Genomic DNA, 23,897 nt, shown 5'->3' with positions numbered 1-23,897 from the left:
CCCTCCTTCTTCCCCACTCGACTGGCTGCAACGTCCCCGTCTGCACTCACCTGCCGGAGGTCCCCTTGCCGGACCGCACCACCACCACCGCCCGCCGACCGCAGAGCCCGTACCGGACGGCCCTCGCCGCCCTGTCCGGGACCTCCATCGAGTGGTACGACTTCTACGCCTTCGCCACCGCGGCGGCGATCGTGTTCAACGACGTCTTCTTCCCCGCCGACATGCCGACGGCCCTGAAGACCATCTCGTCCTTCGCCACCTTCGCGGTGGGCTTCCTTTTGCGCCCGCTCGGCGGCATCGTGTTCGGGCACATCGGTGACCGCGTCGGCCGTAAGAAGACGCTGGTCATCACCCTCATGATGATGGGCGTCGCCTCGGTCGCGATCGGCCTGCTGCCCACGTACGACCAGGTCGGCGTCCTCTCGCCGATCCTGCTGATCGTGCTTCGCCTGGTCCAGGGCATCGCGATCGGCGGCGAGTGGGGCGGCGCGGTCCTGATCGCCGTGGAGAACGCCCCCGAGGGCAAGGCGACGTTCTTCGGTTCCTTCGCCCAGCTCGGCTCCTCGGTCGGCGCGCTCCTGTCCACCGGCATGTTCAGCCTCATGAGCCTGTTCGGCGACGCCGCCTTCGACAGCTGGGGCTGGCGCGTGCCGTTCCTCGCCTCGGCGGTCCTCGTCGTCATCGGCCTGGTCGTGCGCACCAAGCTGGAGGACTCCCCGGTGATGGAGGACATCCACACCGAGCAGAAGAAGGAGAAGGGGGAGCGCAAGGGAGCCTCGCGGCTGCCCGTCGCCGAGGTGCTGCGCAACGACTGGAAGACGGTCCTGGTGGGCGTCTTCTCGCTGGCCACCGCGACCGGCGGCTACTACGTCGTGACGAGCTACCTGCTCTCGTACGGCACCGACGACCAGCACCTGTCCGAGTCGATGCTGCTCAACGGCCTCACGCTCGCCGCGTTCCTGGAACTGGTCGTCACCCCGTTCCTGTCGCTGCTCGGGGACAGGATGGGCGCGCACAAGGTCGTCGTCGGCGGGCTCGTGGGCGTGGTGCTGCTCTCGATACCGCAGTTCATGGTCGTGGGCACCGGGAACGTCGTCCTGATCTATCTGGCGATGCTCGCCATGCGCCTCGTGATGTCGGCGCTGTACGGGCCGATGGCGGCGATCCTCGCGGACGGCTTCGCCCCGCACGTCCGGTACACCGGCATCTCCCTGTCGTACCAGATCTGCAACCTGGTCTTCGCGGGCTTCGCCCCCGTCACCGCGGTGTGGCTGTCCTCCCTCGCGGGCGGCGCGTACTGGCCGCCGGCGGTCGCCCTGATGGTGATCTCGCTGATCGGCATCTGGTGCACCCTGCGCCTGCGCACGTACCGCGCCCGCCTCATCGCCCCCACGACCGCCGACGCGACGGCGGCCCGGGTGGGCGCCGGAGTCTGACGACCCGACGCACGAGGGCCCGGCCACTTCGGTGGCCGGGCCCTCGACGTGCCGGTTGTCGCCGAGGGGCCGGCGGAGTGGTTCCCTCTGCCCTGACCGCGCCGGGATCACCCCCGCAACGCCTCCGCGATCACCTGCACCAGATGGCGGCTCTCCAGGCCCGCCAGATCCTGGACCTGCGTGCGGCAGGAGTAGCCGTCCGCGAGGATGCGGCGGTCCGGGGCGGTGGCCGCCCTGGTCAGGATGCCGTCCTGGGCGATCTTCGCGGAGACCTCGTAGTGGCCCTTCTCCATGCCGAAGTTTCCGGCCAGGCCGCAGCAGCCCGCGGAGATGTCGATGTCGCAGCCCATGGACCGGAGCAGCGAGCGGTCCGCCTCGAAGCCCATGACCGCGTAGTGGTGGCAGTGGGGCTGGACCAGGAGGTGTTCCGTTGCCTGCGGGGGTCTCCAGTCGATCGAGGTGAGGAATTCGGCGACCGTCCTGACCGCGCCCGCGAGTTCCGCGGCGCCGGGGTCGTCCGGCAGGAGTTCCACCAGGTCCGACCGGAGCGTCGCCGTGCAGCTCGGTTCGATGCCGATCACCGTGCGGCCGGCCCGGACGTGGGGGAGCAGCAGGTCCACCGTGGCGCGGAGCTTCGCCCTGGCGGCGGTCAGCTGGCCCGTGGAGATCAGGGTCAGGCCGCAGCAGGCGCCCGGGGCGGCGATCTCCACGTCGCAGCCGGCCGCCGTCAGCACCTCCACGGCGTCGCGCGGGATGTCCGGGGCGAGCGCGTCCGAGAAGGAGTCGACCCAGAGCAGTGCCTTCGGGCCGTCCGCCCGCGCGACAGCGGCCTTCCGTGCCCCGCTCCACCGGAACGGCTTCGCCGGCAGCGGCGGCAGTGAGCGGCGCGAGTCCGCGCCCATCAGGGTCATCATCGTCCGCCGCAGCACCGGCACCCGCCCGGCCAGGTTGACCAGCGGGGCCAGCGGCGCGAGCAGGCGCAGCCACTGCGGGAGCCGCCCCAGGGTGTAGTGGCTCAACGGGCGGCGGCGGCCCTTGTACGTCTGGTGCAGGGCCTCCGACTTGAACGTGGCCATGTCGATCCCCGTCGGGCAGTCGTTGGCGCACGCCTTGCAGCTCAGGCACAGGTCCAGGGCCTCATGAACCTCCGGGGAGCTCCAGCCCTCCGTGACGAAGCCGCCGTTCAGCATCTCCTGGAGCGCCCTCGCCCGGCCCCGCGTGGAGTCCTTCTCGTCGCGGGTGGCCGTGTACGAGGGGCACATGAAGCCGCCCTGGCCGCGCAGGTCCGCCCGGCACTTGCCCACCCCGACGCACCGGTGCACGGCGTCCGTGACGTCCCCGCCGTCGTGCGCGAACGCGAAACCGTCGCTCGCCCGCAGCCGGCGCGCCCCCGGCCGCCGGAGGTCCGCGTCCAGCGGCGCCGGACGGACGACGACACCGGGGTTCATGACGTCGTCCGGGTCCAGGAGTGCCTTGAACGCCTCCATCGCGCGCAGCGCCTCGGGGCCGTACATCGTCGGCAGCAGCTCGGAGCGGGCACGGCCGTCGCCGTGCTCGCCGGAGAGCGATCCGCCGTGCTCGGCGGCCAGGGCGGCGGCGTGTTCCAGGAAGTCGCGCATCGGCGCGCCCCCGGCGTCGAGCGGGAAGTCGATGCGGGCGTGGACGCACCCGTCGCCGAAGTGGCCGTAGGCCAGGCCGGAGAGGCCCTTCTCGGCCATCAGCGCCTGGAGCCCGCGCAGATAGTCCCCGAGCCGTTCCGGCGGCACGGCGGAGTCCTCCCAGCCCGGCCACGCCTGCTTGCCGTCGGCGGTGCGGCCGGCCAGTCCGGCACCGTCGGCGCGAATCTGCCAGAGCCGGGTCGCCTCGGGGCCCGCCGGCAGGACCACGCTGCCGGCGGCGTGCGAGGCCGCGACGAGCGCCCGCGCCGCCTCGACCGCCTCGGCCGAAGTCGCCCCGCCGACCTCGGCGATCAGCCAGCCACCGCCCTCGGGCAGCGTGGGGACGGCCGCGTCGCCGTGCGCCCGGCGGACCACGTCCACGAGCTGCGCGTCCAGGCCCTCCAGCGCGAGCGGGCGGAACGGCAGCAGGTGCGGCACGTCGTCGGCGGCCGTCGCCATGTCCGCGTAACCGAGGACGGCGAGCGCCGGAGCGGGTGCCTGCGGGACGAGCCGGACCGTGGCTTCGAGCAGGACGCCGCAGCTGCCCTCCGTGCCGGTCAGCGCGGCCGCGAGGTTGCGCCCGCTCTCCGGCAGCAGGTGCTCCAGCGAGTAGCCGGAGATCTGCCGCCCGAACCGCCCGAACTCGGTCCGCAGCACCGCCAGATGCTCCGCGACGAACGCGTCGAGCCCCGGCACCGCGTGCAGCGCCTCAGGACCCGATCCCGCCGTGATCACCTCGCCGCTTCCCGTCAGCCAGGTCATCGACACCACGTTGTCGGCCGTACGCCCGTACGAAAGGCCGTGCGGCCCGCACGCGTTGTTGCCGATCATCCCGCCGATCGTGCAGCGGGTGGCCGTGGAGGGGTCGGGGCCGAACCGCAGCCCGTGCGGCAGGGCCTCCTGCTGAAGGGCGATCAGGACCGCGCCCGGCTCGACCACGGCCGTGGAGGAGACGGGATCGACGGACAGCACGCGGTTCATCGAGCGGGAGAAGTCGATCACCAGACCCGGCCCCACCGCGTTCCCGGCGCACGAGGTCCCGCCGCCCCTGACGGTGACCGGAACCCGGTGTTCACGCGCGATCCCGACCGCGGCGATCACGTCCTCCCTCGACCGGGGCATGAGGACGGCCCCCGGGACGATCCGGTAGTTCGACGCGTCGGTCGAGTAGACCGCCCGGGTCGTCGCCGAAGCGTCGACGAGATCGCCCAGCTTCCCGCGCAGGGCGTCGAGAAACGCCTCGGTGAGGGGGATCGGGGCGTCTGCCATGGTCGCGTCCATCGGGTGCTGCTCCTGGGGGCGTCGGTTCTGGTGGTGTGGGCACGATCCCGCCGTGCCACAAGCGGAAGCGTGGTGACGTCATCCTCGTCGCAGCACCAGCCTCCGGGGGCGTCACTCGCCGTGTCCCGCAGCGTGTGGGCGTCCGCCGTGGGGAACTGGACGACGCGCCCGCCCGTGGACGGGGCCGGGCAGGACCACCGCCGGGGTGAAACCGGGAGGGTTGGGGCGTGAGTGCGAGGGCGACCGGGCCAAGTCCCCCGTAGAGCTCCTCCCCCGGGCCGTGCGGTCGGAGCGACAAGGGTGGCCGGTTTCCGCAACCCCGCCCCGGACGGCCGGAGGTGGCCGGGGGATGACCAGCCTTGTAATGCCCGAGTAACGGCGGCTTCCTACGGTGCGCGCACCCCGTATGTACCGTCACTCGGAGGAGTGCTCGATGCCCCTGCTCCAACCGTCCAGGCGCAGACACGCCGTGTGGACGGTGGCCTCGCTCGCCGCGGCTGCCCTGCTCACCACCCCGCTGCCCGCCCTCGCGGCGGACTCCCCGGCCCCCTCTGCCACCGCCTCGGCGAAGGTCGACTCCGCGCTCACGAGTGCGGTGCGCAACGGCAAGGACGCCACCTTCTTCGTGGTCCTGAAGGACCAGGCCGACCTGGCCGGTGCGAAGAAGCAGAAGACGCACGCGAAGAAGGCCAAGGCCGCGTACAGCGAGCTCCGGTCGCACGCCAAGTCCAGCCAGAAGTCGCTCAACGCCTTCCTCGACAAGAAGAAGGTCGGACACGAGGACTTCTGGATCGCCAACGCGGTCAAGGTCACCGGCGACCAGGACCTCGTCAACGAGCTGGCCAAGCGCCCGGACGTGGCGTCGGTCGTCAAGCGGCACTCGTTCAAGCTGGACGACATCGAGACCTCGGACAAGAAGGTCACCGCCTCGCGCGCCGCCGCGCTGGGCACCGACTCGTCCGCCGACGGCACCGACGCCCCGGCGTGGGGTGTCTCGGACATCAAGGCCGACCAGGTCTGGGACCAGTACCAGGACCGCGGCGAGGGCATCGTCGTCGCCAACGTCGACTCGGGCGTCCAGTTCGACCACCCCGACCTCGTGGCGAACTACCGCGGCAACAACGGCGACGGCACCTTCACGCACGACTACAACTTCTACGACGCGAGCGGGACCTGCCCCACGACCGCGCCGTGCGACAACAACGGCCACGGCACCCACACGATGGGCACCATGGTCGCCAAGAACGGCCTCGGTGTCGCACCGAACGCCAAGTGGATCGCCGCCAAGGGCTGCGCCTCCGACGTCTGCTACGACGACGAGCTGCTCGCCGCCGGTCAGTGGATCCTCGCGCCGACCGACCACAACGGCCAGAACCCGCGCCCGGACCTGGCGCCGAACATCGTCAACAACTCCTGGGGCAACAAGGACACCTCCACCCCGTTCTACCAGGACATCCTGGCGGCCTGGGACGCGGCGGGCATCTTCGAGGCGTTCGCGGCCGGTAACGACGGTGACGGCGTCACCTGCTCGACCACCCACCCGCCGGGCGCGCAGGCCGATTCCTACGGTGTCGGCGCCTACGACGTGAACGGCAAGATCGCCGGCTTCTCCGGCTTCGGCCCCTCGCCGACCGACGGCAGCGAAAAGCCGAACATCTCGGCCCCCGGTGTGAACATTCCCTCCACCTGGCCGGGCAACTCGTACAACACCATCAACGGCACGTCGATGGCTACCCCGCACGTCGCGGGCGCCGTCGCGCTCCTCTGGTCGGCGGCCCCCTCGCTGATCGGCAACATCGAGGAGACCCGCAACCTCCTCAACGAGGGCGCGCGTGACGTGGACGACACCCACTGCGGCGGCACCGCCGGCATGAACTACGTGTGGGGCAACGGCAAGCTCGACATCCTCGCCTCCGTCGAGAAGGCCCCGCACACCGCGGCCGTCGTCAGCGGCAAGGCCACCGACAAGGCGACCGGCGCGGCGCTGTCGAACATCTCCGTGAAGTCCACCGACGCGGCCGGCGCGGTCCGTGCGGTCACCACCGGCACGGACGGCACCTACCGCCTCCCGCTGGCCGCCGGCACGTACTCCTTCGCGTTCAGCGGCTACGGCTACGAGAGCGGCTCGACCGCCGGCGTCGTCCTGGCCGAGAGCCAGGCGTACGCCCAGGACATCGCGCTGACCGCGGTGCCCAGCCACAAGGTCTCCGGCATCGTCCGGGACGTCACCGGCAAGCCGCTGCCCGGCGCCACGGTCGAGCTGAACGGCACGCCGCTGCCGGCCGCCACCACCAACGCCAAGGGCAAGTACACCTTCAAGACGGTCGCCGAGGGCTCCTACAGCCTGGCCGTGAAGCCCGCCGCGCCGATCCTGTGCAACGGTGTCTACACCGGCCCCGCCGCCGTCGGCGCCGCCGACCTGACGAAGAACGTGCAGGTCCCCAACCGCGCGGACAACTCCGGCAACGTCTGCGTCCCGGCCGACTACTCCTGGATCGCGGGCTCCAAGAAGGTCGCCCTGACCGGTGACGAGGACTCCGCCACCGTCTCGCTGCCCTTCTCGGTGAAGCACTACGGGGTCGCGTACTCCACCGCCTCGGTCACCACCGACGGCCTGATCAACTTCCTGTCCTCGCGCGTCGGTGACTACAGCAACACCGCGCTGCCGACGGCCGGCGCCAACGGCGTGAAGGGCATCGTCGCCCCGCTGTGGGACGACCTGACGCTCGACAAGAAGTCGTCCGTCCAGACCGCCACCACCGGCACCAAGGGCAGCCGCAAGTTCGCCATCGTGTGGAACAACGCCGCCTACGCCAACGGCACTTCGGGTCGCGCCACCTTCGAGGCCGTCTTCGACGAGGCCACCGGCGCCGTGACCCTCCAGTACCAGTCGGTCGCGGACCAGGGCGCGGGCGCCACCGTCGGCATCGCGAACCAGTCCGGCACCGACGCCTTCCAGTACGCGTACAACCAGCCCGTGATCGCCGACGGCACCGCCGTCAGCTTCACCCAGGGAGCGAAGTAATGAGAGCCCAGCACTCCCGGCGGGCGCTTCAGCTCGCCGCCGGCCTCGTCGCGGCGGGCCTGTGCCTCACCGCCGCCCCGCAGGCCCTGGCCGCCGACAGCGGCAGCGACGCGCCGATGAAGCTGACCAGCGCCCAGGCGAAGAAGCTCGCGGCCAACGTCACCCTCGACCCGTACGTCAAGGCCGAGGACACCACCGGCGCGCAGAAGGACGGCTCCGCGGCGACGGACGCCGGCTCCGGCAGCGGCTCGAAGCTGAACGCCGCGGCCACCGGCGTCGACCCGGCCACCCCGGTCACCATGACCGCGAAGGCCACGCTCGAAGGCGTGCGCGGCATGGGTGCCACGGTGCCGGTCGGCAAGAAGGGCGACTACTACACCGTCAACAGCATGGGCAACGTCCAGCTCCATGCCGCCGACGGCAGCGAGACCTGGGCCCGCACCAGCGCCTCCTTCTACACGGACTGGCAGGTCAAGCCGCTCCAGGTCTGGCGCGTCGAGCCGTACCCGGCCCAGATCCTCATGGGCTACAACGCGGTCTCGCCGTTCTCCCCCAACTCGGACTCCGGCTACTCCGCCGGTGACCTGACGGGCGACGGCGTCCCGGACCTGGTGTTCTCCGCGCAGGTCGGCACGAACCCGTACCCCCGGGCCTTCACCTCGCCGGGCTCGGACCTCAGCACCGGCACGTTCGTCACCGTCCTGGACGGCAAGACCGGCACCACGGTGTGGTCGAAGCTCTACAACCACGCCTCCATGGTGAAGATCGTCAACGGCACGCTCCTGGTCGCCGACGCCCCCCGGATGAGCGGCGACGCCAAGGTCCCGGCCGACGCGACCGCCACCCTCACCGGCATCCGCTTCACCTCGGCGGACGGCAAGCTCACCCCGGCGCAGACCTGGACGTACGACACCAAGGAAGCCCGGTACGTCAACTGGGGCGACATCCAGGACCTCGGCAAGGGCAAGATCGCCGCTTCCTGGAACCTGGGCAAGGACACCGGTGTCTCCGGCCGCGGCCGCACCCTCGTCCTCGACAGCGCCGACGGCTCCGTCACGTGGCAGAGCGACAGCCTGCTGTACAGCCGTCAGCTGCGTGTGGACGCCGGCCGCAAGCGCCTCGTCGCGATCGAGCAGGCCGACTCCACCGTCGGGGTGCGCTACGAGGTCGCCTCCTACGACCTCAAGAACGGTCACCGCGCCACCCTGCAGAGCCGGGACAACGTGGTGCCCACCGCGCTGACCGTCGGCGACCTGACCGCCAAGGCGGGCGACGAGTACGTGGTCGCGGAATCGTCGCTGGACGAGAACCTGTACGTGAACGCCAGCACCATCCGCGTGGTCAACGGCGACGCCGCGGACAAGGTGCAGTGGTCGAACACGATCAAGCGGGCCCCCGACAACTTCCGCAACGCCCCCAGCATCTGGGGCCTGGGCGTGGCCGACGGCAAGCTGGTCACCTCCGCCCAGGACGACCAGGACATCGACGTCCCGGGGAACCGCGGCGGCAACCAGTTCGCGTCGCTGACCGTGTTCAACGGCAAGGGCGTTGTCAAGTGGCAGGAAAAGGGCGTCACCGCCGCCCCCATGTACCAGGACGTCTTCACCGACGCCCAGGGCACGCACGTGCGGGTGATGGACCAGTCGCAGAACATCCGCACCTTCAAGCTGGGTAACGGCAAGTCGGAGAAGGTCACGCCGTTGCAGGGCGACATCGCCTTCGCCAAGAGCGCGGACCTGAACAAGGACGGCAAGAACGACGTCGTCATGGGCGGTTCGTCCAACGGTGTGTGGGCCTACTCCGGCCCGTCGCTGGTGAACGGCGGCAAGCCCGAGAAGCTGTGGACGGCCACCGTCCCCGGCGCGGTCCACGACATCGAGATCGGCGACGTCAACGGCGACGGCAAGCCCGAGATCGTGATCGCGGCCGACACCGCGACGGTCGTCCTCAACGGCAAGACCGGCAAGACCCTCGCCACGATCGACGGCGGCGGCCAGTTCATCCGCACCGCCACGCTGGCGGACCTCGACGGCGACGGCGAGCTGGACATCCTCGTCCCGACCGACGCCCTGCGCGCCTACTACGGCGACGGCCACGCGATCTGGACGTACAACGCGCCCAAGGACGCCGGCGAGGTGCGCTTCACCGACCCGTCCGTCAACGACGGCAAGGTGTACGCCTCGTACGCCAGCCTCAACGCGTACCAGCTGGCCACGCCCGTCACGAGCGCGGTCGCGCTGAACGCCAAGAACGGCAAGGCCAAGTGGTCCGTCGCGCCGAAGGCGCCCGGGGGCGCGGTCGGCGGTATCCGTACCGCGATTCCGAACGAGGGCGTCTTCGCCTCGAAGGAGATCCCGTACGCCAAGGGGCACGCGGTGATCTACATGTGGGCCGTCAACGCGCCGCTGGCGACCGCCGCCGATGCGATCAACCCGCAGAACTACTTCGAGATCCGCGACGGCCGCACCGGTGAGGTGCTGCACTCCGGCGTCTCGGGCGGCATGTGGACGCACAACAGCTTCTTCGCCAAGGACGGCGCGCTGTACGAGGCCGGCACTGCGTCGTTCCGGCGGTACCGCGCCAACGGCGACGACAAGAAGCAGCTCGTCTTCCCGCAGACCTACGGCGGCGGCTTCATGACCGGCCCCGGCGGACGCGAGCTGCTGTTCGCCGGCGCCGAGTCCGGCGGGTACGTCTTCGACCCGAGCATCCTCGACTCCGAGGACTCCTGGGCCGACCCCGTCGGCTCCATCACCGGCAACACCCTGGGCGCCCGCAACATGTTCGCGGGCGACCTCGACGGTGACGGCGTCGACGAGGTGCTGTCCCTGAACAGCGACGACAACGGCCGGGACCGGACCGTCGGCGAGTTCGGCGGTGGCTACCTGCTCACCGACAACGGCATCCACCAGGTCACGGCGTTCAAGCTGTCCTGACCTGTCGCAGCTGTAAAAGGGCCCCCGGGACGCATCGTGTCCCGGGGGCCCTCGGCGTACGTCACCACGCCACCCGGAAGCCGATGTTCCCGGCGGAGCTGTCCACCGTGTTCGACGTGCGCGCCGCGACCCGGTAGCGGTTGCAGTACGAGTCGTGGCAGAGGTACGAGCCGCCGCGCATCGTGCGGCGGTCGTCGGTGCCGGGCTGCCAGGGGTCGGCGGACCACTCCCAGACGTTGCCGGCCGTGTTGTACAGCCCGAATCCGTTGGGCGCGTACGTGTGGACGGGCGCCGTGCCCGCGTAGCCGTCCTCCTCCGTGTTACGGGTGGGGAAGGAGCCCTGCCAGATGTTGCAGCGGTGCTCGCCGCCCGGGGTGAGCTCGTCGCCCCACGGGTAGCGGGCCTGGTCGAGCCCGCCCCGGGCGGCGTACTCCCACTCGGCCTCGGTCGGCAGCCGGGCACCGGCCCACTGGCAGTAGGCGAGCGCGTCGCGCCAGGTCACATGGACGACCGGGTGGTCGCCCCGGTCGCGCAGGTCGCTGCCCGGCCCCTCGGGGACGTCCCAGCGGGCGCCGCTCACCCCGCACCACCAGGGCGTCTGCTGCGGGCGCGGCGAGACCTTGCGCAGGTGGCCGGGGAGGAACTTCGCGAAGACGTAGCTCCAGCCGAACTCCTCCGCCTCGGTGCGGTAGCCGGTGGCCTCCACGAACGCGGCGAACCGGTCATTCGTCACGGCGTACGCGTCGATCGCGAAGCCCGCGACGCTCACCTCACGCACCGGGCCCTCGGCGTCGCCCGCGTTCGCGTCGCGGTCCTCGCTGCCCATCCGGAACGTGCCCCCGGGCAGCTCGACGCGGTCGGCGTACGCCGCCTGCGGCGCACGCGGGGCTACCGGCCCGATGCCCAGGACCGGATCGGCCGGGGAGGCCCCGTCCCGGGACGGGGCGCAGCAGCTCTTGGGGGCGTCGGGGCGGTCACTCATCGTTGCCTTCTTCGTCGGGGAACCTTCGTCGGGGAACCGAGGCACCGGGAAATCGTAACCATGGCCGGAAACAGTGGTTCGGCCGCGACCACCCCCGGCGAGCAGGCGACATGTCGCATGCTCGCCACCCGTACCTCCTATGCCTCACCGCGACGCCGCCCCGAGGATGACCGGCAACGGGCCGCGCGGCTGCCTCAGCGGTCGCCCGGCCCGTCACCGTGCTCCCGCTCGTCCGTCGCCCGGCAGCCGATGCCGTGGCCGCACCGCTCCAGGAGGCCACGATGCGCACCGGTCCCATCAGACGCGGCACCGCGCTCCTCGGCGCCGCGTTCGCCCTCGCACTCCTCGGCCCCGTGCTCCCCGGGCAGGCGGCCGGGACCGCGCCCGTCGCCGTCCGTACGTCTCCCGCCCCGCACCGCGACACCGTCACCCTGGTCACCGGGGACACGGTCACCGTCACCACCGACGGCGACGGGCGCGTCTCGGTGGACGCCGAGGCGGGGGCGGCGGGGACGGCCACCACCTTCCGTACCGAGCAAGGGCCTTCGGGGGACACCTACGTCATCCCGGGCAGCGCGGGGGAGGGGCTGGCGTCCGGGCGGCTCGACCGGGAGCTGTTCAACGTGACCCGGCTCGCCGCCGACGGGCAGGGGGGCGCACAGGACACCGTGCCGTTCATCGTGGATTACGCGGGCACCCCGGCCCGGTCCACGCTCGCGGCGCGCGCCGGGGACGTCCCGGGGGTCACGCACCGGACGCCGCTCACCTCGCTGGGCGCGGCCGCCGTGGACGTCGAGAAGGACTCGCTCCACGCGTTCTACCGTGCCGTGCTGGACGGGCCGGAGGCCGTGGTGCGCCCGGACCGCAGGGTGCGGGCGACGCTGGACGTCAGCGTGCCGCAGATCGGCGCACCCGAGGTGTGGAAAAGCGGCTACGACGGGACGGGCGTCAAGGTCGCGGTGCTGGACTCCGGAATCGACTTCGGGCACCCCGACTTCGAGGGCCGGGTCCTGGACTCGGAGAGCTTCATACCCGGCCAGGACGTGCAGGACGGGCGCGGGCACGGCACCCACGTGGCGAGCACCGTCGCGGGCAGCGGGGCCGCGTCCGACGGGAAGTACAAGGGCGTCGCGCCGGGCGCCGGGCTCCTGATCGGGAAGGTGCTCGACAACACGGGCAACGGTGACGAGTCCACGGTCATCGCCGGCATGGAGTGGGCCGTCGCGCAGGGCGCCGACATCGTCTCCATGAGCCTCGGGGCGCCCACCGAAGAGGGCAGCGACCTGCTGAGCGAGGCCGTGGACGCGCTCAGCGAGTCCTCCGGGGCGCTGTTCGTGATCGCGGCCGGCAATACCGGACCCGGCCGGTCCACCGTCGCCAGCCCCGGCACCGCACGGACCGCGCTGACCGTCGGCGCCGTCGACCGCCAGGACCGCCTCGCCGACTTCTCGGGGCGCGGGCCGACCGCCTCCGGCGCGCTCAAGCCGGAGATCACCGCGCCGGGTGTCGGGATCGTCGCGGCCCGGGCCGCGGACACGCACATCGGCAAGGACGTCGGCGCGTTCTACACCGCCCTGGACGGCACCTCCATGGCCACCCCGCACGTGGCCGGTGCGGCGGCCCTCCTCGCGCAGCAGCACCCGGGGTGGCGGGCGGCCCGGCTCAAGGACGCGCTGGTCTCCGCCGCGCAGACGGGCCCTGACGACGAGGTCTACGAGCAGGGCGCCGGGCGCGTCGCCGTCGACCGCGCCTCCGCCCAGTCGGTCACCGCGACCGGGACCGCCGACTTCGGGGACCTGCGCGACGAGGAGCGGACGGTGAGCCGGGACATCGTCTACACCAATGACGGCGACCACGAGGTCACCCTGAGCCTCGCACTCGACCTGGGGCGCGGGTCGCCCGTCCCCGAGGGCGGCGCCACGCTCTCCGCCGGCACGGTCACCGTCCCGGCCCACGACAGCGCGGCCGTCTCCCTCACCGTCGACCCCGCCCGTACCGGCACCGGCCGCTACGACGGCTACCTGACCGCCACCGGCGACTCCACCCACCTGACCACCGCCGTCGGCTGGACCGAACCACCCCCGAAGCACACCGTGCACTTCGCCTTCACCGGCCGCGACGGCAAGGCCGGCGGGCAGACGAACCTCCAGATACTGAACATGACCAGCGGTGACGCCGAGCTGCAAAGCCTCACGTTCATGGGGGACGGCACCTGGGAGACGCGGCTCCCGGAGGGCGACTACGCCCTTCAGGCCCTCGTCACCACCTACGACACCAACCGCATCCCGCTGGCCGTGGACACCTTCGCCGAACCGGAGTTGACCGTCGACGGCGACCGCACCGTACGCATCGACGCCCGGCAGGCCCACGAGCTGACCGCCCGGGTGGACGGCGAGCGCGACCCGCTGGAGCGCGCGGCCCTCGGCGTCACCGCCCGCCGCACCCTGGGCGACGGGGCCACCGCCGCGATCGGCATCGCCAAGGGCCTCAGCGACAACACCACCCGTTACGGGGCCATCGCCTCGCACACCACCGCCGAGCACGGCACCTTCGACCTCACCGTCGAACACCGGTTGCGCGACCCGCTCGTCCAGGGCACCTGGAAGACGGGCCGGACGGCCCACCGCCTCGACCTCCTCACTCCGGACCTCGGCACACGCCTCACCGGGACGCGCGAACTGGCCGCCGTCGACGTGGGCACCGGCACCGAAGCGGACTACGCGGGCCGGGACCTGACCGGCAAGCTGGCCGTCGTCCGGACCAACGGCTGGCTCGTGCCCACCCTCGCCCTCGCCGCCCAGCACCACGCCGCCGCTGTTCTCGCGATCCGCCCCACCGAAGGCGCCACCCTCGTCCAGGACGACGGCAAGAGCACCGTCCCGGCCGTTGCCGTCAGCCACGAACAGGGCACGGAACTCCTTGCCGCCCTGGCAAAGGGCCCGGTCCCGGTCAGCCTCGACGGCCGCGCCGACAGCCGCTTCACGTACACCGCCCCGTTCCACGCGACCGGCACCATACCCACGCACACCGCGCTCACCGTCCGCACCGACCGGTTCGCCCGGCTCGTCAACACCTTCCACGCGGACGGCGACGCACGGATCGCCGACGACGTCCTCACGGTCTGGCACTCGTGGGAGAAGGCCACCTTCCGGATCGGGGCCCGGCACCTCGCGCCCGGCACCCGCACCGACTACGTGTACGCCGCCGACAGCCAGTACGCGCAGACGGTCCGCGCGTCCGACCTCACCGACACCTACCTGGAGGAGTACCCGGCGACCCACCGCGCCCGCGAGACCGTGAACCGCGCGTGGGGCGCCGCGCCCATGCACCCCACCCTCCCGCGCCGCATCAGCTGTGCCCTGTGCCGGTCCGACCTCGGAGCCAGCTTCCTGCTGGCGCCCTACGGGGACGGCGACCCCGCCCACTACGGCATGGGTGCCTCCACGAGCACCTTCACCTACCGGCGGAACGGCCAACAGGTGCCCGCCGCGCAACTGTTCGTGCCCGAGGAGGCCGAGTACCGCATCGACCAGAGCGTCGTCCGCCGCACGAACGCCCTGGAAACCCTCGGAACCCGTACGGACACCACGTACACCTTCCGCTCGACGGCACCGCAGCCCGGCGCCACCGCCCCCGGCTGCGCCGACGTCTACGGCCCGGACCACCCGTGCGCCGTCCTGCCGGTGATCCTGCTCGGCTACGACCTGGGCGTCGGCGGCGACAACACCGCCCGCGCCGGCCGGGCTTTCCCGGTGCGCCTCAGCACCCTGCGCCCGGACGGCTACCGGGGCCCGCGCGTCACCGGGATGCGTGTCGAGGCGTCGTACGACGACGGCGCGACCTGGACCGATTCCGTCCAGCCGCATGTACGCCCCGACGGATCGGCTACCGCCGTCCTGCACCACCCGCGCACCGGCGCGGAGCACGTCACGCTCCGGGTCACCGCCTGGGACGCCGCCGGCAGCCGCACCCAGCAGACCGTGGTCCGGGCGTACGCGCTGCGCCGCTGACCCGGGGCGCGGGGGACGACGGAACCGCAAGCCCACTCCCACCAGGAAGGGTTCACCTCTCCATGACACCGAGACACGGCAGACCGCGACGCGCCTGGGGCCTCCTGCTCGCCGTGGGCCTCGCGGCGACGGGACTCCCCGCCGCCACGACCGCCCAGGCCGCACCCGCGAGCGACACCGCCCGGCCGTCCGTCGAGCGCGCCCTGACCAACGATTTGGCGGACGGCGGGAGTTCCACCTTCTGGGTCTACCTCCGCGACGAGGCCGACCTCAAGGGCGCCGCGAAGATCGCGGACCGGGCACGGCAGGGGCGCGAGGTGCAGAGCCGCCTCCAGAAGACGGCCACGACCAGCCAGGCCGCCCTGATCGACGTGCTGCGGGATGCGGGCGCCTCGTACACGCCCTTCTGGATCGCCAACACCGTCGAGGTGAAGGGCGACGCGAAACTGCTCAAGCGGATCACCGCCCTGCCGGACGTGGACCGGGTCACCGGCGACCGGACCTACGCCCTGCCGGAGATGAAGGCGGCGCAGGACGAGCCGACCGTGGACGACGTCGAGTGGGGCGTCGACCGGATCGGCGCGCCCCGGGTGTGGAAGGACTTCAAGGCCACCGGAGAGGGCATCGTCGTCGGCAGCATCGACTCCGGCGTCCAGTACGACCACCCGGCGCTGGTGAAGCAGTACCGGGGGAACAACGGCGACGGCACCTTCACCCACGACTACAACTGGTACGACCCCACGGTCAGTTGCGGCATCGTCGTCTCCACGCCCTGCGACAACGTGGGGCACGGCACCCACACCGTCGGCACCATGGTCGGCGACGGCGGCACCGGCAACCACGTCGGCGTCGCGCCCGGTGCCAAGTGGATCGCGGCGAAGGGATGTTCGTCCAGCACCTGTGCCCAGCGCGACCTGCTGGCCGCCGGACAGTTCATGCTGGCCCCCACCGACGCCAACGGCCGCAACCCGCGCCCCGAGCTGCGCCCGCACGTGGTGAACAACTCGTGGGGCAGCGCCGCCGCGGGCGCCGACCCGTGGTTCGAGCAGACCGTGCAGGCGTGGGTGGCGGCCGGGATCCTCCCGGTCTTCTCCAACGGCAACGAGGGACCGGACTGCGGCACAGACGGCAATCCGGGCAACCTGAAGGAGAGTTACGGAGTCGGCGCCTTCGACGCCGACGGTGAGGTCGCGTCCTTCTCCAGCCGTGGTCCCTCGGAGTTCGACGACGATCTGATCAAGCCGGACGTCTCGGCGCCGGGTGTCGCGATCCGTTCCACGTACCCCGGCGGCAAGTACGCCGTGGGCAGCGGTACGTCGATGGCGGCTCCCCATGTCGCGGGCGCCATCGCCCTGTTGTGGTCGGCGGCCCCGGCGGTCGCGCGGGACATCGACGCGACCCGCAGGCTCCTGGACGAGACCGCCGTCGACGTCCCGGACGTCTCCTGCGGCGGCACCGCGCAGGACAACAACGTGTACGGGCAGGGCCGGCTGGACATCCACGCGGCCGTCGAGAAGGCGCCGCGCGGCACCACCGGCACCCTGAGCGGCACGGTCACCGACGCGACCACGGGTGAGCCCGTCGAGGGCGTCACCGTGCAACTCACCGCCTCCGGCGACCCGGTGGGCCTCCCGGTGACCACCGACGCCGAGGGCCGCTACACGACGCTCGCCACCGTCGGCGACTACACCGTGACGACGTCCTCCCCGGCCTACACCGCCACCAAGACGGATGTGACGATCACCGAGGCCGCCCCGGCCACCGCCGACATCCGCCTCCCGGCCCTGCCCGGCAAGGTCCTGTCCGTCAGCCAGGGCGACATCGACTTCGGCACCGTACCCATCGGCACCACCGGGGGAGCCGTCACCGTCACCCTCACCAGCCTCGGCAGCACACCGGTCACGGTCGTCCACGTCACCGACCACGACGGGGCGTTCGTGGCCGACCCGGGCACCTGCGGCAAGGCACCCTTCCAGCTGAAGCGCAAGGAGCACTGCACGCTCGACCTCACGTTCCGGCCGACCGAGAAGACCGCCCAGGACGGGAAGATCACGCTCCTGGACGACGCCAAGGGCCTCGTGCACACCGTGCGCGTCCACGGCCGCGGAACCGCGATCCCGGCCCGCACCGGCGCGGTGGGCACGTCGGCCCTCCAGCGCGACCTGCACGCCGCGGCCATCGACCCGCAGGGGCGTTTTGCCTACTTCGGCACCGACAACCCCTGGGACCCGCTGCCCGGCTACATCACCAAGGTCGACCTGAAGACTTTCAAGAAGGTCGGCACGCTGTCCGTGGGCGTCGGCCAGAAGGTGATGCAGGACGCGGTCATCGACCCGGCGGGCAAGTACGCCTACTTCGTCGTCGCCACCGGCCCCAGCCGCATCGTCCGCGTCGACCTGGCGACCTTCACCTGGGACAAGATCCTGGTCCTGGGGCAGGGCGAGGACAACGCCCACCTGGCGCTCATGGACCCCGCCGGCACGTACGCCTACTTCGGTACGGGCACCAGCCCGGGCCGGCTGGTGAAGGTCGACCTGGAGACGTTCACCCGCGCGGGAGCCGTCACCCTGGGCGCCGGCAGCAACTACCTCGACGCCGGAGTCATCGACTCCAAGGGGGAGTTCGCCTACCTCGGTACCGTCGCCGCCCCGGAGGGCCGCGTCGTCAAGGTCGACCTGGGCGCCATGAAGGAGGCCGCTACGCTCATGCTCCAGCCGGGCGAGGCTCCGCTGCGGGCAGCGGTCGTCGAACCGGGCGACCGATACGCCTACTTCGGCACGGGCGAGGGCAGCAGTGGCCGGATCGTCCGCATCGACCTGACGACCTTCACCCGCGACAAGGTGCTGACCCCGTCGGGCGGCGGGGCGTTCTTCTCGGCGGCGATGGACCCGGGCGGACGGTTCGCCGTCTTCGGTACGTTGTCGGTGCCCGGCCGGGTCGTCACCATCGACCTGGAACGCTTCGAGTCCGCGGGCTACACGATCCTCGGCGAGAACGACGGCCCGCTGATCTCGGGCGTGATCGACCCGCAGGGCGCCTACGCGTACTTCGGTACGAAGGACGCGCCCGGCCGGGTCGTCAAGGTCAGGGTCGGCGCCCGCTTCGAGCTCACCGCCACGGCGGGCCCGGGCAGGCTGCTGCGCACGGCGTCCCTCACCTGGAACGGCGCGACGACGGCGAGGGTCCGGGTGGTCCGGGACGGCAAGGTGGTCGCGACCGTGCCGAACACCGGGCGCTGGACCGACCTGATCACCGGCAGCCGCCGTCCGTCGTACACGTACAAGCTGTGCGACACGAGTGCGGACCGCTGCTCCGGCGAGACGAAGGTGGCCTTCGGCGGGTAGCGCGCCTAGGGCCTCCGCCGGTCCGTTCCCCCCGGCGGAGGCCCTACACGAGCCCGTCCAGGAACGCAGAGAGCGCCCCGTACAGCGCGTCCGGCCGCTCCAGATGGAGGTCGTGGCCCGTGCCGGGGACGCTCACCGCGTGCGTGCCCGGGCGCCGGCGCAGCATCTCGTCCACCTCCTCGGCCGGGATGAAGCTCTTCCGGGCGAGGACGAGCAGGGTGGGGCAGGCGACCCGGTCCCACTCCTCGTGGAGGGAGCGCCGGGCGTTCTCCGCGATGGACCCGGTCATCACGTCCCTGTCGAAGCGCGGCCCCCAGCCGCCGTCGCGTTCCGCGAGCCCCGCCGCCCAGCCCGCACCGGCCGGGCCCCCGCCGAAGACGCGGCCGCCGCCTCACGGGAGGCGAACGGCACCGGCCACGAGTCGAGCCACCGGCCGATGTGCTCGTCCAGCCCCGGGTTCGGGCCACCGCACCCGGCCTCCACGAGCACGAGCGCGCCGGGCAGGTCCGGGTGGGCGGCGGCCGTCAGCATCGCCGTGTGACCGCCGAGCGACTGCCCGACGAGGACGGGCCGCTCCAGACCCAGGTGCCGTACGACGGCGACGACGTCCTCCACGTACGCCGCGCGGGAGACGTCGTCCGGCCGGCGTTCGCTCGCGCCGTGCCCCCGCTGGTCCACCGCGACGACCCGGTGCCGGGGCGCCAGCAGCTCCGCGAGGGCGTCCCACTCGCCCGCGTGACCGGCGAGGCCGTGCAGCAGGACGACGGGCCGGCCGGGGCTGCCCCCGTCCCGGCAGACGAGCCGGACCCCTTCACGTACGACGGTGTGCTCGGTCCACGACATGGTGCCCCCAGGCGTTCGACTGCTCCGACGATCATGCCCCGTGTTCTCAGAGCCGGCGGAGGAGCGCGGCCGGCGTATCGGTCTCCTGCGCCGTCAGCTTGTCGGGGAAGTGGCGGCTTACGGCAGCCTCCAGGCCGGGGTGTATGGCCCGAGGCCAGCGGCATCCTGGACACCTGCTGACGCTGCTGGACAGCGAGTCCTGACGTCGGGCCGGGGCGGTCCGCCGGGAGGTGCGCCGATAATCCCTGGCATGAATGACCGCATACACCTGCCGGCCGGGCTCGTCCTGCGCCGCTGGGAGACGACCGACGCCCCCGCCGTACGGGAGGCGTTCGCCGAGCCGGGGATGGAGCGGCAGGCCGACGCGCCCCTCGCCACGGTGTCCGACGCCGAGCAGTGGGTGCGGCGGCGGCAGGACCAGTGGGACCGGAGGGCCGCATTCGCCTTCGCCGTCGCGGACGCGTCCGGCACCGCGCTCGGCGGTGTGGCCGTGAGCGGCCTGGACGCCCGGCACGCCACCGGCTGGATCTCCTACTGGACCGGTTCCGCCGCGCGCGGGAGGGGAGTGGCCACCCTCGGCTGCCGGGCGCTCGCCGACTGGTCCTTCGCCGAACTGGCTCTCTTCCGGCTGGAGTTGGGGCACCGTACCAACAACCCCGCCTCCTGCCGGGTGGCGCTCGCCGCCGGATTCGCGGCCGAAGGGGTGCAGCGGCAGAAGCTGGCGTACGACGGCGTCCGCTACGACGTCGAGACCCACGCCAGACTCACGACGGACCCCGTCCCGTAGGGGCGGCTACCCTCGCCGCCATGGCCGAACACGAAGCGCTCTCCGTCACCCGTGCCGCCTACGACGACGCCGCCGAGCTGTACGCGCGGCTGTTCGGCGACTCGTTGCGCGACAGTCCGCTGGACCGCGCGATGCTCGACGCCTTCGCGGAGTCCGTCGGCGCGGGCGGGCGGGTGGCGGACCTCGGGTGCGGGCCAGGGCACGTCACCGGCCACCTCGCGGGCCTGGGACTCGACGTGTTCGGTGTCGACGCTTCACCCGCGATGGTCGAGCTCGCCCGCCGGGCCTGGCCCGGGCTGCGCTTCGACGTGGGGGAGATGGGTGCGCTCGACCTCCCCGACGGCGCGCTGGACGGTGTGCTCTCGCGGTGGTCCGTCATCCACACCCCGCCGGCGGAACTCCTGGCGGTCCTGGCCGAGTTCGGCCGCGTACTCGCGCCCGGGGGTCACCTCCTCATCGGCTTCTCCGCCACCGACGGACCCGATCACCCCACGCAGTCCTTCGACCACGCCGTCACGACCGCCTACCGGTGGTCACCCGACCACCTCGCCGGCCTGCTGCGCGCCCAAGGACTGACCGAGACGGCCCGGATGGTCCGCGAGCCGCGGCCGGACGACCGGCGCCAGTTCCAGGAGGTCCACCTGCTCGCCCGCAAGGCGTAGGGCGGAGCGGCGCCCGCTCTTGTCGGCCGACGCGCTGACGTGACGGCGGCGGCGCCCCTCACGCCAGGGACAGGAACAGCTTCTCCAGCCGGGCCCGCATCTGGTCCCGGTCCACCGCCGGCCGGTCGCCGTCCGTCATGCACTGCTGGAGGCCCGTCGCGATGATGGCGAACCCGGCCCGGTCCAGGGCGCGGGAGACGGCCGCCAGCTGCGTGATCACGTCCTCGCAGTCCCGGCCCTCCTCGATCATCCTGACGATCCCGGCGATCTGGCCCTGGGCACGCTTCAGCCGGTTGAGCACCGACTTCAGCTCGTCCGCCGCCATGTCCAGCTCCACGGTTCCTCCCAAGTGCGGGCCTCGGTCGCGGCCCCGGTCTCATACCCCTAGGGGTATATCCTACCCCGTTCGCCTCCCCGTACGGCGTACACCCGCTTGTGGGGTCCCGTACGCCGGGTGAGGGTGGCGGTGCCCGGGCCCGCGCGGGGCCGGCCACCGTCGCGAGGGAGACCGACATGCCGCAGGACAACGACGCGAAGCCCGCCGAGCGGGCGGTGGCCCAGGCGAACCAGGCCGTACAGCGCGACTACCCCTTCGGTGACACCCAGGACCTGGAGGACGCCCGGCGTGGGTTCATGGGCACCGCGCAGGACCCCGTGATCCGCGACGCCACGGGCAGCGCCGTATGGGACCTGGAAGCCTACGGGTTCCTCGACCAGGAGTGCCCGGACACCGCCAACCCGAGCCTGTGGCGGCAGAGCCGGCTCTGCTCGGAGCACGGGCTCTTCGAGGTGACCGAGGGCATCTACCAGGTGCGCGGCTTCGACCTGTCCAACATGACGATCGTGGAGGGCGACCGGGGCATCCTCGTCATCGACCCCCTGCTGACCGCCCCGACGGCCGCCGCCGGTCTCGCGCTCTACCGCAGCCACCGGGGGGAGCGTCCCGTCACGGGCGTGCTCTACACGCACAGCCACGCCGACCACTTCGGAGGCGTACGCGGGGTGCTGACCGACGAGGACGTCGCGGGCGGCGTGCCCGTCCTCGCCCCGCACGGCTTCCTGGAGCACGCCGTCAGCGAGAACGTCTACGCGGGTACCGCGATGAACCGCCGCGCGGCCTACATGTACGGAGCCGCGCTGCCCAAGGGGGCGCAGGGCCAGATCGGCGCGGGCCTGGGGCAGACGCTGTCGACCGGCGGGGTCGGGCTGATCCCGCCCACGGTGGACATCACCCGCACCGGCCAGGAGGAGACCGTCGACGGCATCCGCATGGTCTTCCAGCTCACCCCCGGCACCGAGGCACCGGCGGAGCTGAACATCCACTTCCCCGGCTTCTCCGCGCTGTGCATGGCGGAGAACGCCACGCACAACCTGCACAACCTGCTGACCCTGCGCGGCGCCGAGGTCCGCGACCCGCACGTGTGGTCCCGCTACCTCACCGAGTCGGTCAACCTCTTCGGCGGGTCGTCCGACATGGCCTTCGCCTCCCACCACTGGCCCGTCTGGGGCCGTGAGCGCGTGATCGCCTTCCTCACGGAACAGCGCGACCTGTACGCGTACCTCCACGACCAGGTCCTGCGCCTGCTCAACCAGGGGCTCACCGCTCCGGAGATCGCCGAGGAGATCGTGATGCCGCCCGCCCTGGAACGGGCCTGGCACACGCATGGCTACTACGGCTCCGTCAGCCACAACAGCAAGGCCATCTACCAGCGATACCTGGGCTGGTTCGACGGAAACCCGGCGCACCTGTGGCAGCACCCCCCGGTCGAAGCGGCCCGCCGGTATGTGGAGTTCATGGGCGGTGCGGACGAAGTCCTGCGCAGGGCCCGGCAGTCCTTCGAGGACGGCGACTACCGCTGGGTGGCGGAGATCGTCAACCACGTGGTGTTCGCGGACCCCGACAACGCGTCGGCGCGCGCCCTCCAGGCCGACGCGCTGGAACAGCTCGGCTACGGCAGCGAGAACGGGACCTGGCGCAACTTCTACCTGACGGGCGCCCTGGAACTGCGCCACGGTTCGATCGGCACCCCCACCTCGACCGTCGCGCCGGACGTCCTGGCCGCCCTGACCCTGGACCAGCTGGTCGACTCCGTCGCCATCCGGGTCAACGGCCCCCGGGCCTGGGACGCGGACATCACCATCCGCTGGGACATCGCCGGTGGCGACCCCCTCACGATGCGGCTGCGCAACGGCGTCCTCACCCATGTCGTGGGCACCGGACCGGCGGTGGGCGCGCCCGACGTCACCTTCGCGCTGACCGAGGCCGATCTGCGGGACGTCCTGGTGGGCGCGGTGCAGCCCGGCGACCTGGCGGCCCGCCCCGGCGTCGAGGTCACCGGCGACGCCGGCCGGCTGATCGAACTCCTCGGCCACCTCGACGCCCCGGACCCGGACTTCGCCATCGTCACCCCCTGAGCACCCGGCGCGCGGCACGACAAGAGGAGGGCCCATGGCCGTACGGCATCGCTTGATCGAGGCCACCGTGGCGGACGTGTGGCGGGTCCTCGCCGACCCCTCCCGCTACAGCGACTGGGTGGTCGGGACCTCCGACTCGCGCCCCCGCCGGGGCAACTGGCCGGAGGTCGGCGCCAGCCTCACGTACGCCGTGGGCATCGGCCGCTGGTCCGTGCAGGGGCGGACCATCGTCCGGCGCTGCGAGGCCCCGCACATCCTGGAGCTGGAGGCCGACAGCGGGCGGATCGGCACCGCCAGGATCGCCATCGAAGTACGCCGCTGGGGCGACAACGCCCTGGTGACGCTGGACGAACACCCCCTGCGCGGACCGGCGGGCAAGCTCCACAACACCGCCGTCGACGCGCTGATCCAGCTCCGCCACCGCAGCGTCCTCGCCCGTCTCGCGCAGACCGTCGAGGCGGCCCCGAAGGGCGCCCGCGAAGCGGTCTGAAGCCCTTCCCGCGACCCCACCTGGAGGC

Annotated in this window: 12 protein-coding genes and 1 pseudogene; 9 read left to right on the top strand and 4 right to left on the bottom strand. The window is 72.2% G+C overall.

Annotated features, from left to right (window positions below; all coding sequences use genetic code 11):
* Positions 1-65: 65 nt before the first annotated feature.
* Positions 66-1,436 (top strand): MFS transporter, encoded by a 1,371-nt coding sequence (locus OG867_RS05755; protein ID WP_406283333.1) that lies wholly within the window; start codon positions 66-68, stop codon positions 1,434-1,436.
* Between the two features lie 107 nt (positions 1,437-1,543).
* Here the strand turns inward: OG867_RS05755 and OG867_RS05750 are convergent, their stop codons facing one another.
* Complete coding sequence (locus OG867_RS05750; RefSeq protein ID WP_406283331.1) at positions 1,544-4,375, bottom strand: FAD-binding and (Fe-S)-binding domain-containing protein; 2,832 nt, start codon at positions 4,373-4,375, stop codon at positions 1,544-1,546.
* A gap of 433 nt (positions 4,376-4,808) precedes the next feature.
* Here OG867_RS05750 and OG867_RS05745 point away from each other — a divergent pair, with 433 nt between their 5' ends.
* Together OG867_RS05745 and OG867_RS05740 are read left to right on the top strand one after the other, a co-directional pair.
* The gene (locus tag OG867_RS05745) at positions 4,809-7,400 is read left to right on the top strand and encodes a S8 family serine peptidase (protein WP_406283329.1); all 2,592 of its coding nucleotides are present in this window, start codon (positions 4,809-4,811) and stop codon (positions 7,398-7,400) included.
* Positions 7,400-10,336: an FG-GAP repeat domain-containing protein gene (locus tag OG867_RS05740; RefSeq protein WP_406283327.1), complete on the top strand. Its 2,937-nt coding sequence runs from the start codon at positions 7,400-7,402 to the stop codon at positions 10,334-10,336. The genes OG867_RS05745 and OG867_RS05740 overlap by 1 nt, the downstream gene beginning before the upstream one ends.
* 61 nt (positions 10,337-10,397) lie before the next feature.
* Here OG867_RS05740 and OG867_RS05735 read toward each other — a convergent pair whose 3' ends face one another.
* Positions 10,398-11,318 carry a formylglycine-generating enzyme family protein gene (locus OG867_RS05735; protein ID WP_406283325.1) on the bottom strand — a complete coding sequence of 307 codons (921 nt, stop codon included), beginning with the start codon at positions 11,316-11,318 and terminating at the stop codon, positions 10,398-10,400.
* 281 nt (positions 11,319-11,599) lie between these two features.
* Here OG867_RS05735 and OG867_RS05730 point away from each other — a divergent pair, with 281 nt between their 5' ends.
* Both OG867_RS05730 and OG867_RS05725 read left to right on the top strand, forming a co-directional pair.
* Complete coding sequence (locus OG867_RS05730) at positions 11,600-15,328, top strand: S8 family serine peptidase (RefSeq protein WP_406283323.1); 3,729 nt, start codon at positions 11,600-11,602, stop codon at positions 15,326-15,328.
* Between the two features lie 62 nt (positions 15,329-15,390).
* On the top strand, positions 15,391-18,672 hold the full coding sequence (locus tag OG867_RS05725) for a S8 family serine peptidase (RefSeq protein ID WP_406283321.1): 3,282 nt from the start codon (positions 15,391-15,393) through the stop codon (positions 18,670-18,672).
* A gap of 43 nt (positions 18,673-18,715) precedes the next feature.
* Here the strand turns inward: OG867_RS05725 and OG867_RS05720 are convergent.
* Positions 18,716-19,515: pseudogene (locus OG867_RS05720) on the bottom strand (alpha/beta fold hydrolase).
* A gap of 250 nt (positions 19,516-19,765) precedes the next feature.
* Between OG867_RS05720 and OG867_RS05715 the strand changes: the two are divergent.
* Both OG867_RS05715 and OG867_RS05710 read left to right on the top strand, forming a co-directional pair.
* Positions 19,766-20,302 (top strand): GNAT family N-acetyltransferase, encoded by a 537-nt coding sequence (locus OG867_RS05715; protein ID WP_406283319.1) that lies wholly within the window; start codon positions 19,766-19,768, stop codon positions 20,300-20,302.
* A 20-nt stretch (positions 20,303-20,322) separates the two neighbouring features.
* Complete coding sequence (locus tag OG867_RS05710) at positions 20,323-20,964, top strand: class I SAM-dependent DNA methyltransferase (RefSeq protein ID WP_406283317.1); 642 nt, start codon at positions 20,323-20,325, stop codon at positions 20,962-20,964.
* Between the two features lie 58 nt (positions 20,965-21,022).
* Here the strand turns inward: OG867_RS05710 and OG867_RS05705 are convergent, their stop codons facing one another.
* Positions 21,023-21,301 (bottom strand): metal-sensitive transcriptional regulator, encoded by a 279-nt coding sequence (locus OG867_RS05705; RefSeq protein ID WP_406283315.1) that lies wholly within the window; start codon positions 21,299-21,301, stop codon positions 21,023-21,025.
* Positions 21,302-21,477: 176 nt separating this feature from the next.
* Between OG867_RS05705 and OG867_RS05700 the strand changes: the two genes are divergently transcribed.
* The gene (locus tag OG867_RS05700) at positions 21,478-23,379 is read left to right on the top strand and encodes an alkyl/aryl-sulfatase (RefSeq protein ID WP_406283313.1); all 1,902 of its coding nucleotides are present in this window, start codon (positions 21,478-21,480) and stop codon (positions 23,377-23,379) included.
* A 34-nt stretch (positions 23,380-23,413) separates the two neighbouring features.
* Complete coding sequence (locus tag OG867_RS05695; RefSeq protein WP_406283311.1) at positions 23,414-23,869, top strand: SRPBCC family protein; 456 nt, start codon at positions 23,414-23,416, stop codon at positions 23,867-23,869.
* The last annotated feature ends 28 nt before the right edge of the window (positions 23,870-23,897 follow it).

This window comes from Streptomyces sp. NBC_00209 (genome assembly GCF_045206345.1).
Classification (GTDB): domain Bacteria; phylum Actinomycetota; class Actinomycetes; order Streptomycetales; family Streptomycetaceae; genus Streptomyces.
The sequence above is the reverse complement of the archived record's forward strand: the minus strand, read 5'-3'. Positions and strand labels throughout refer to the sequence as shown.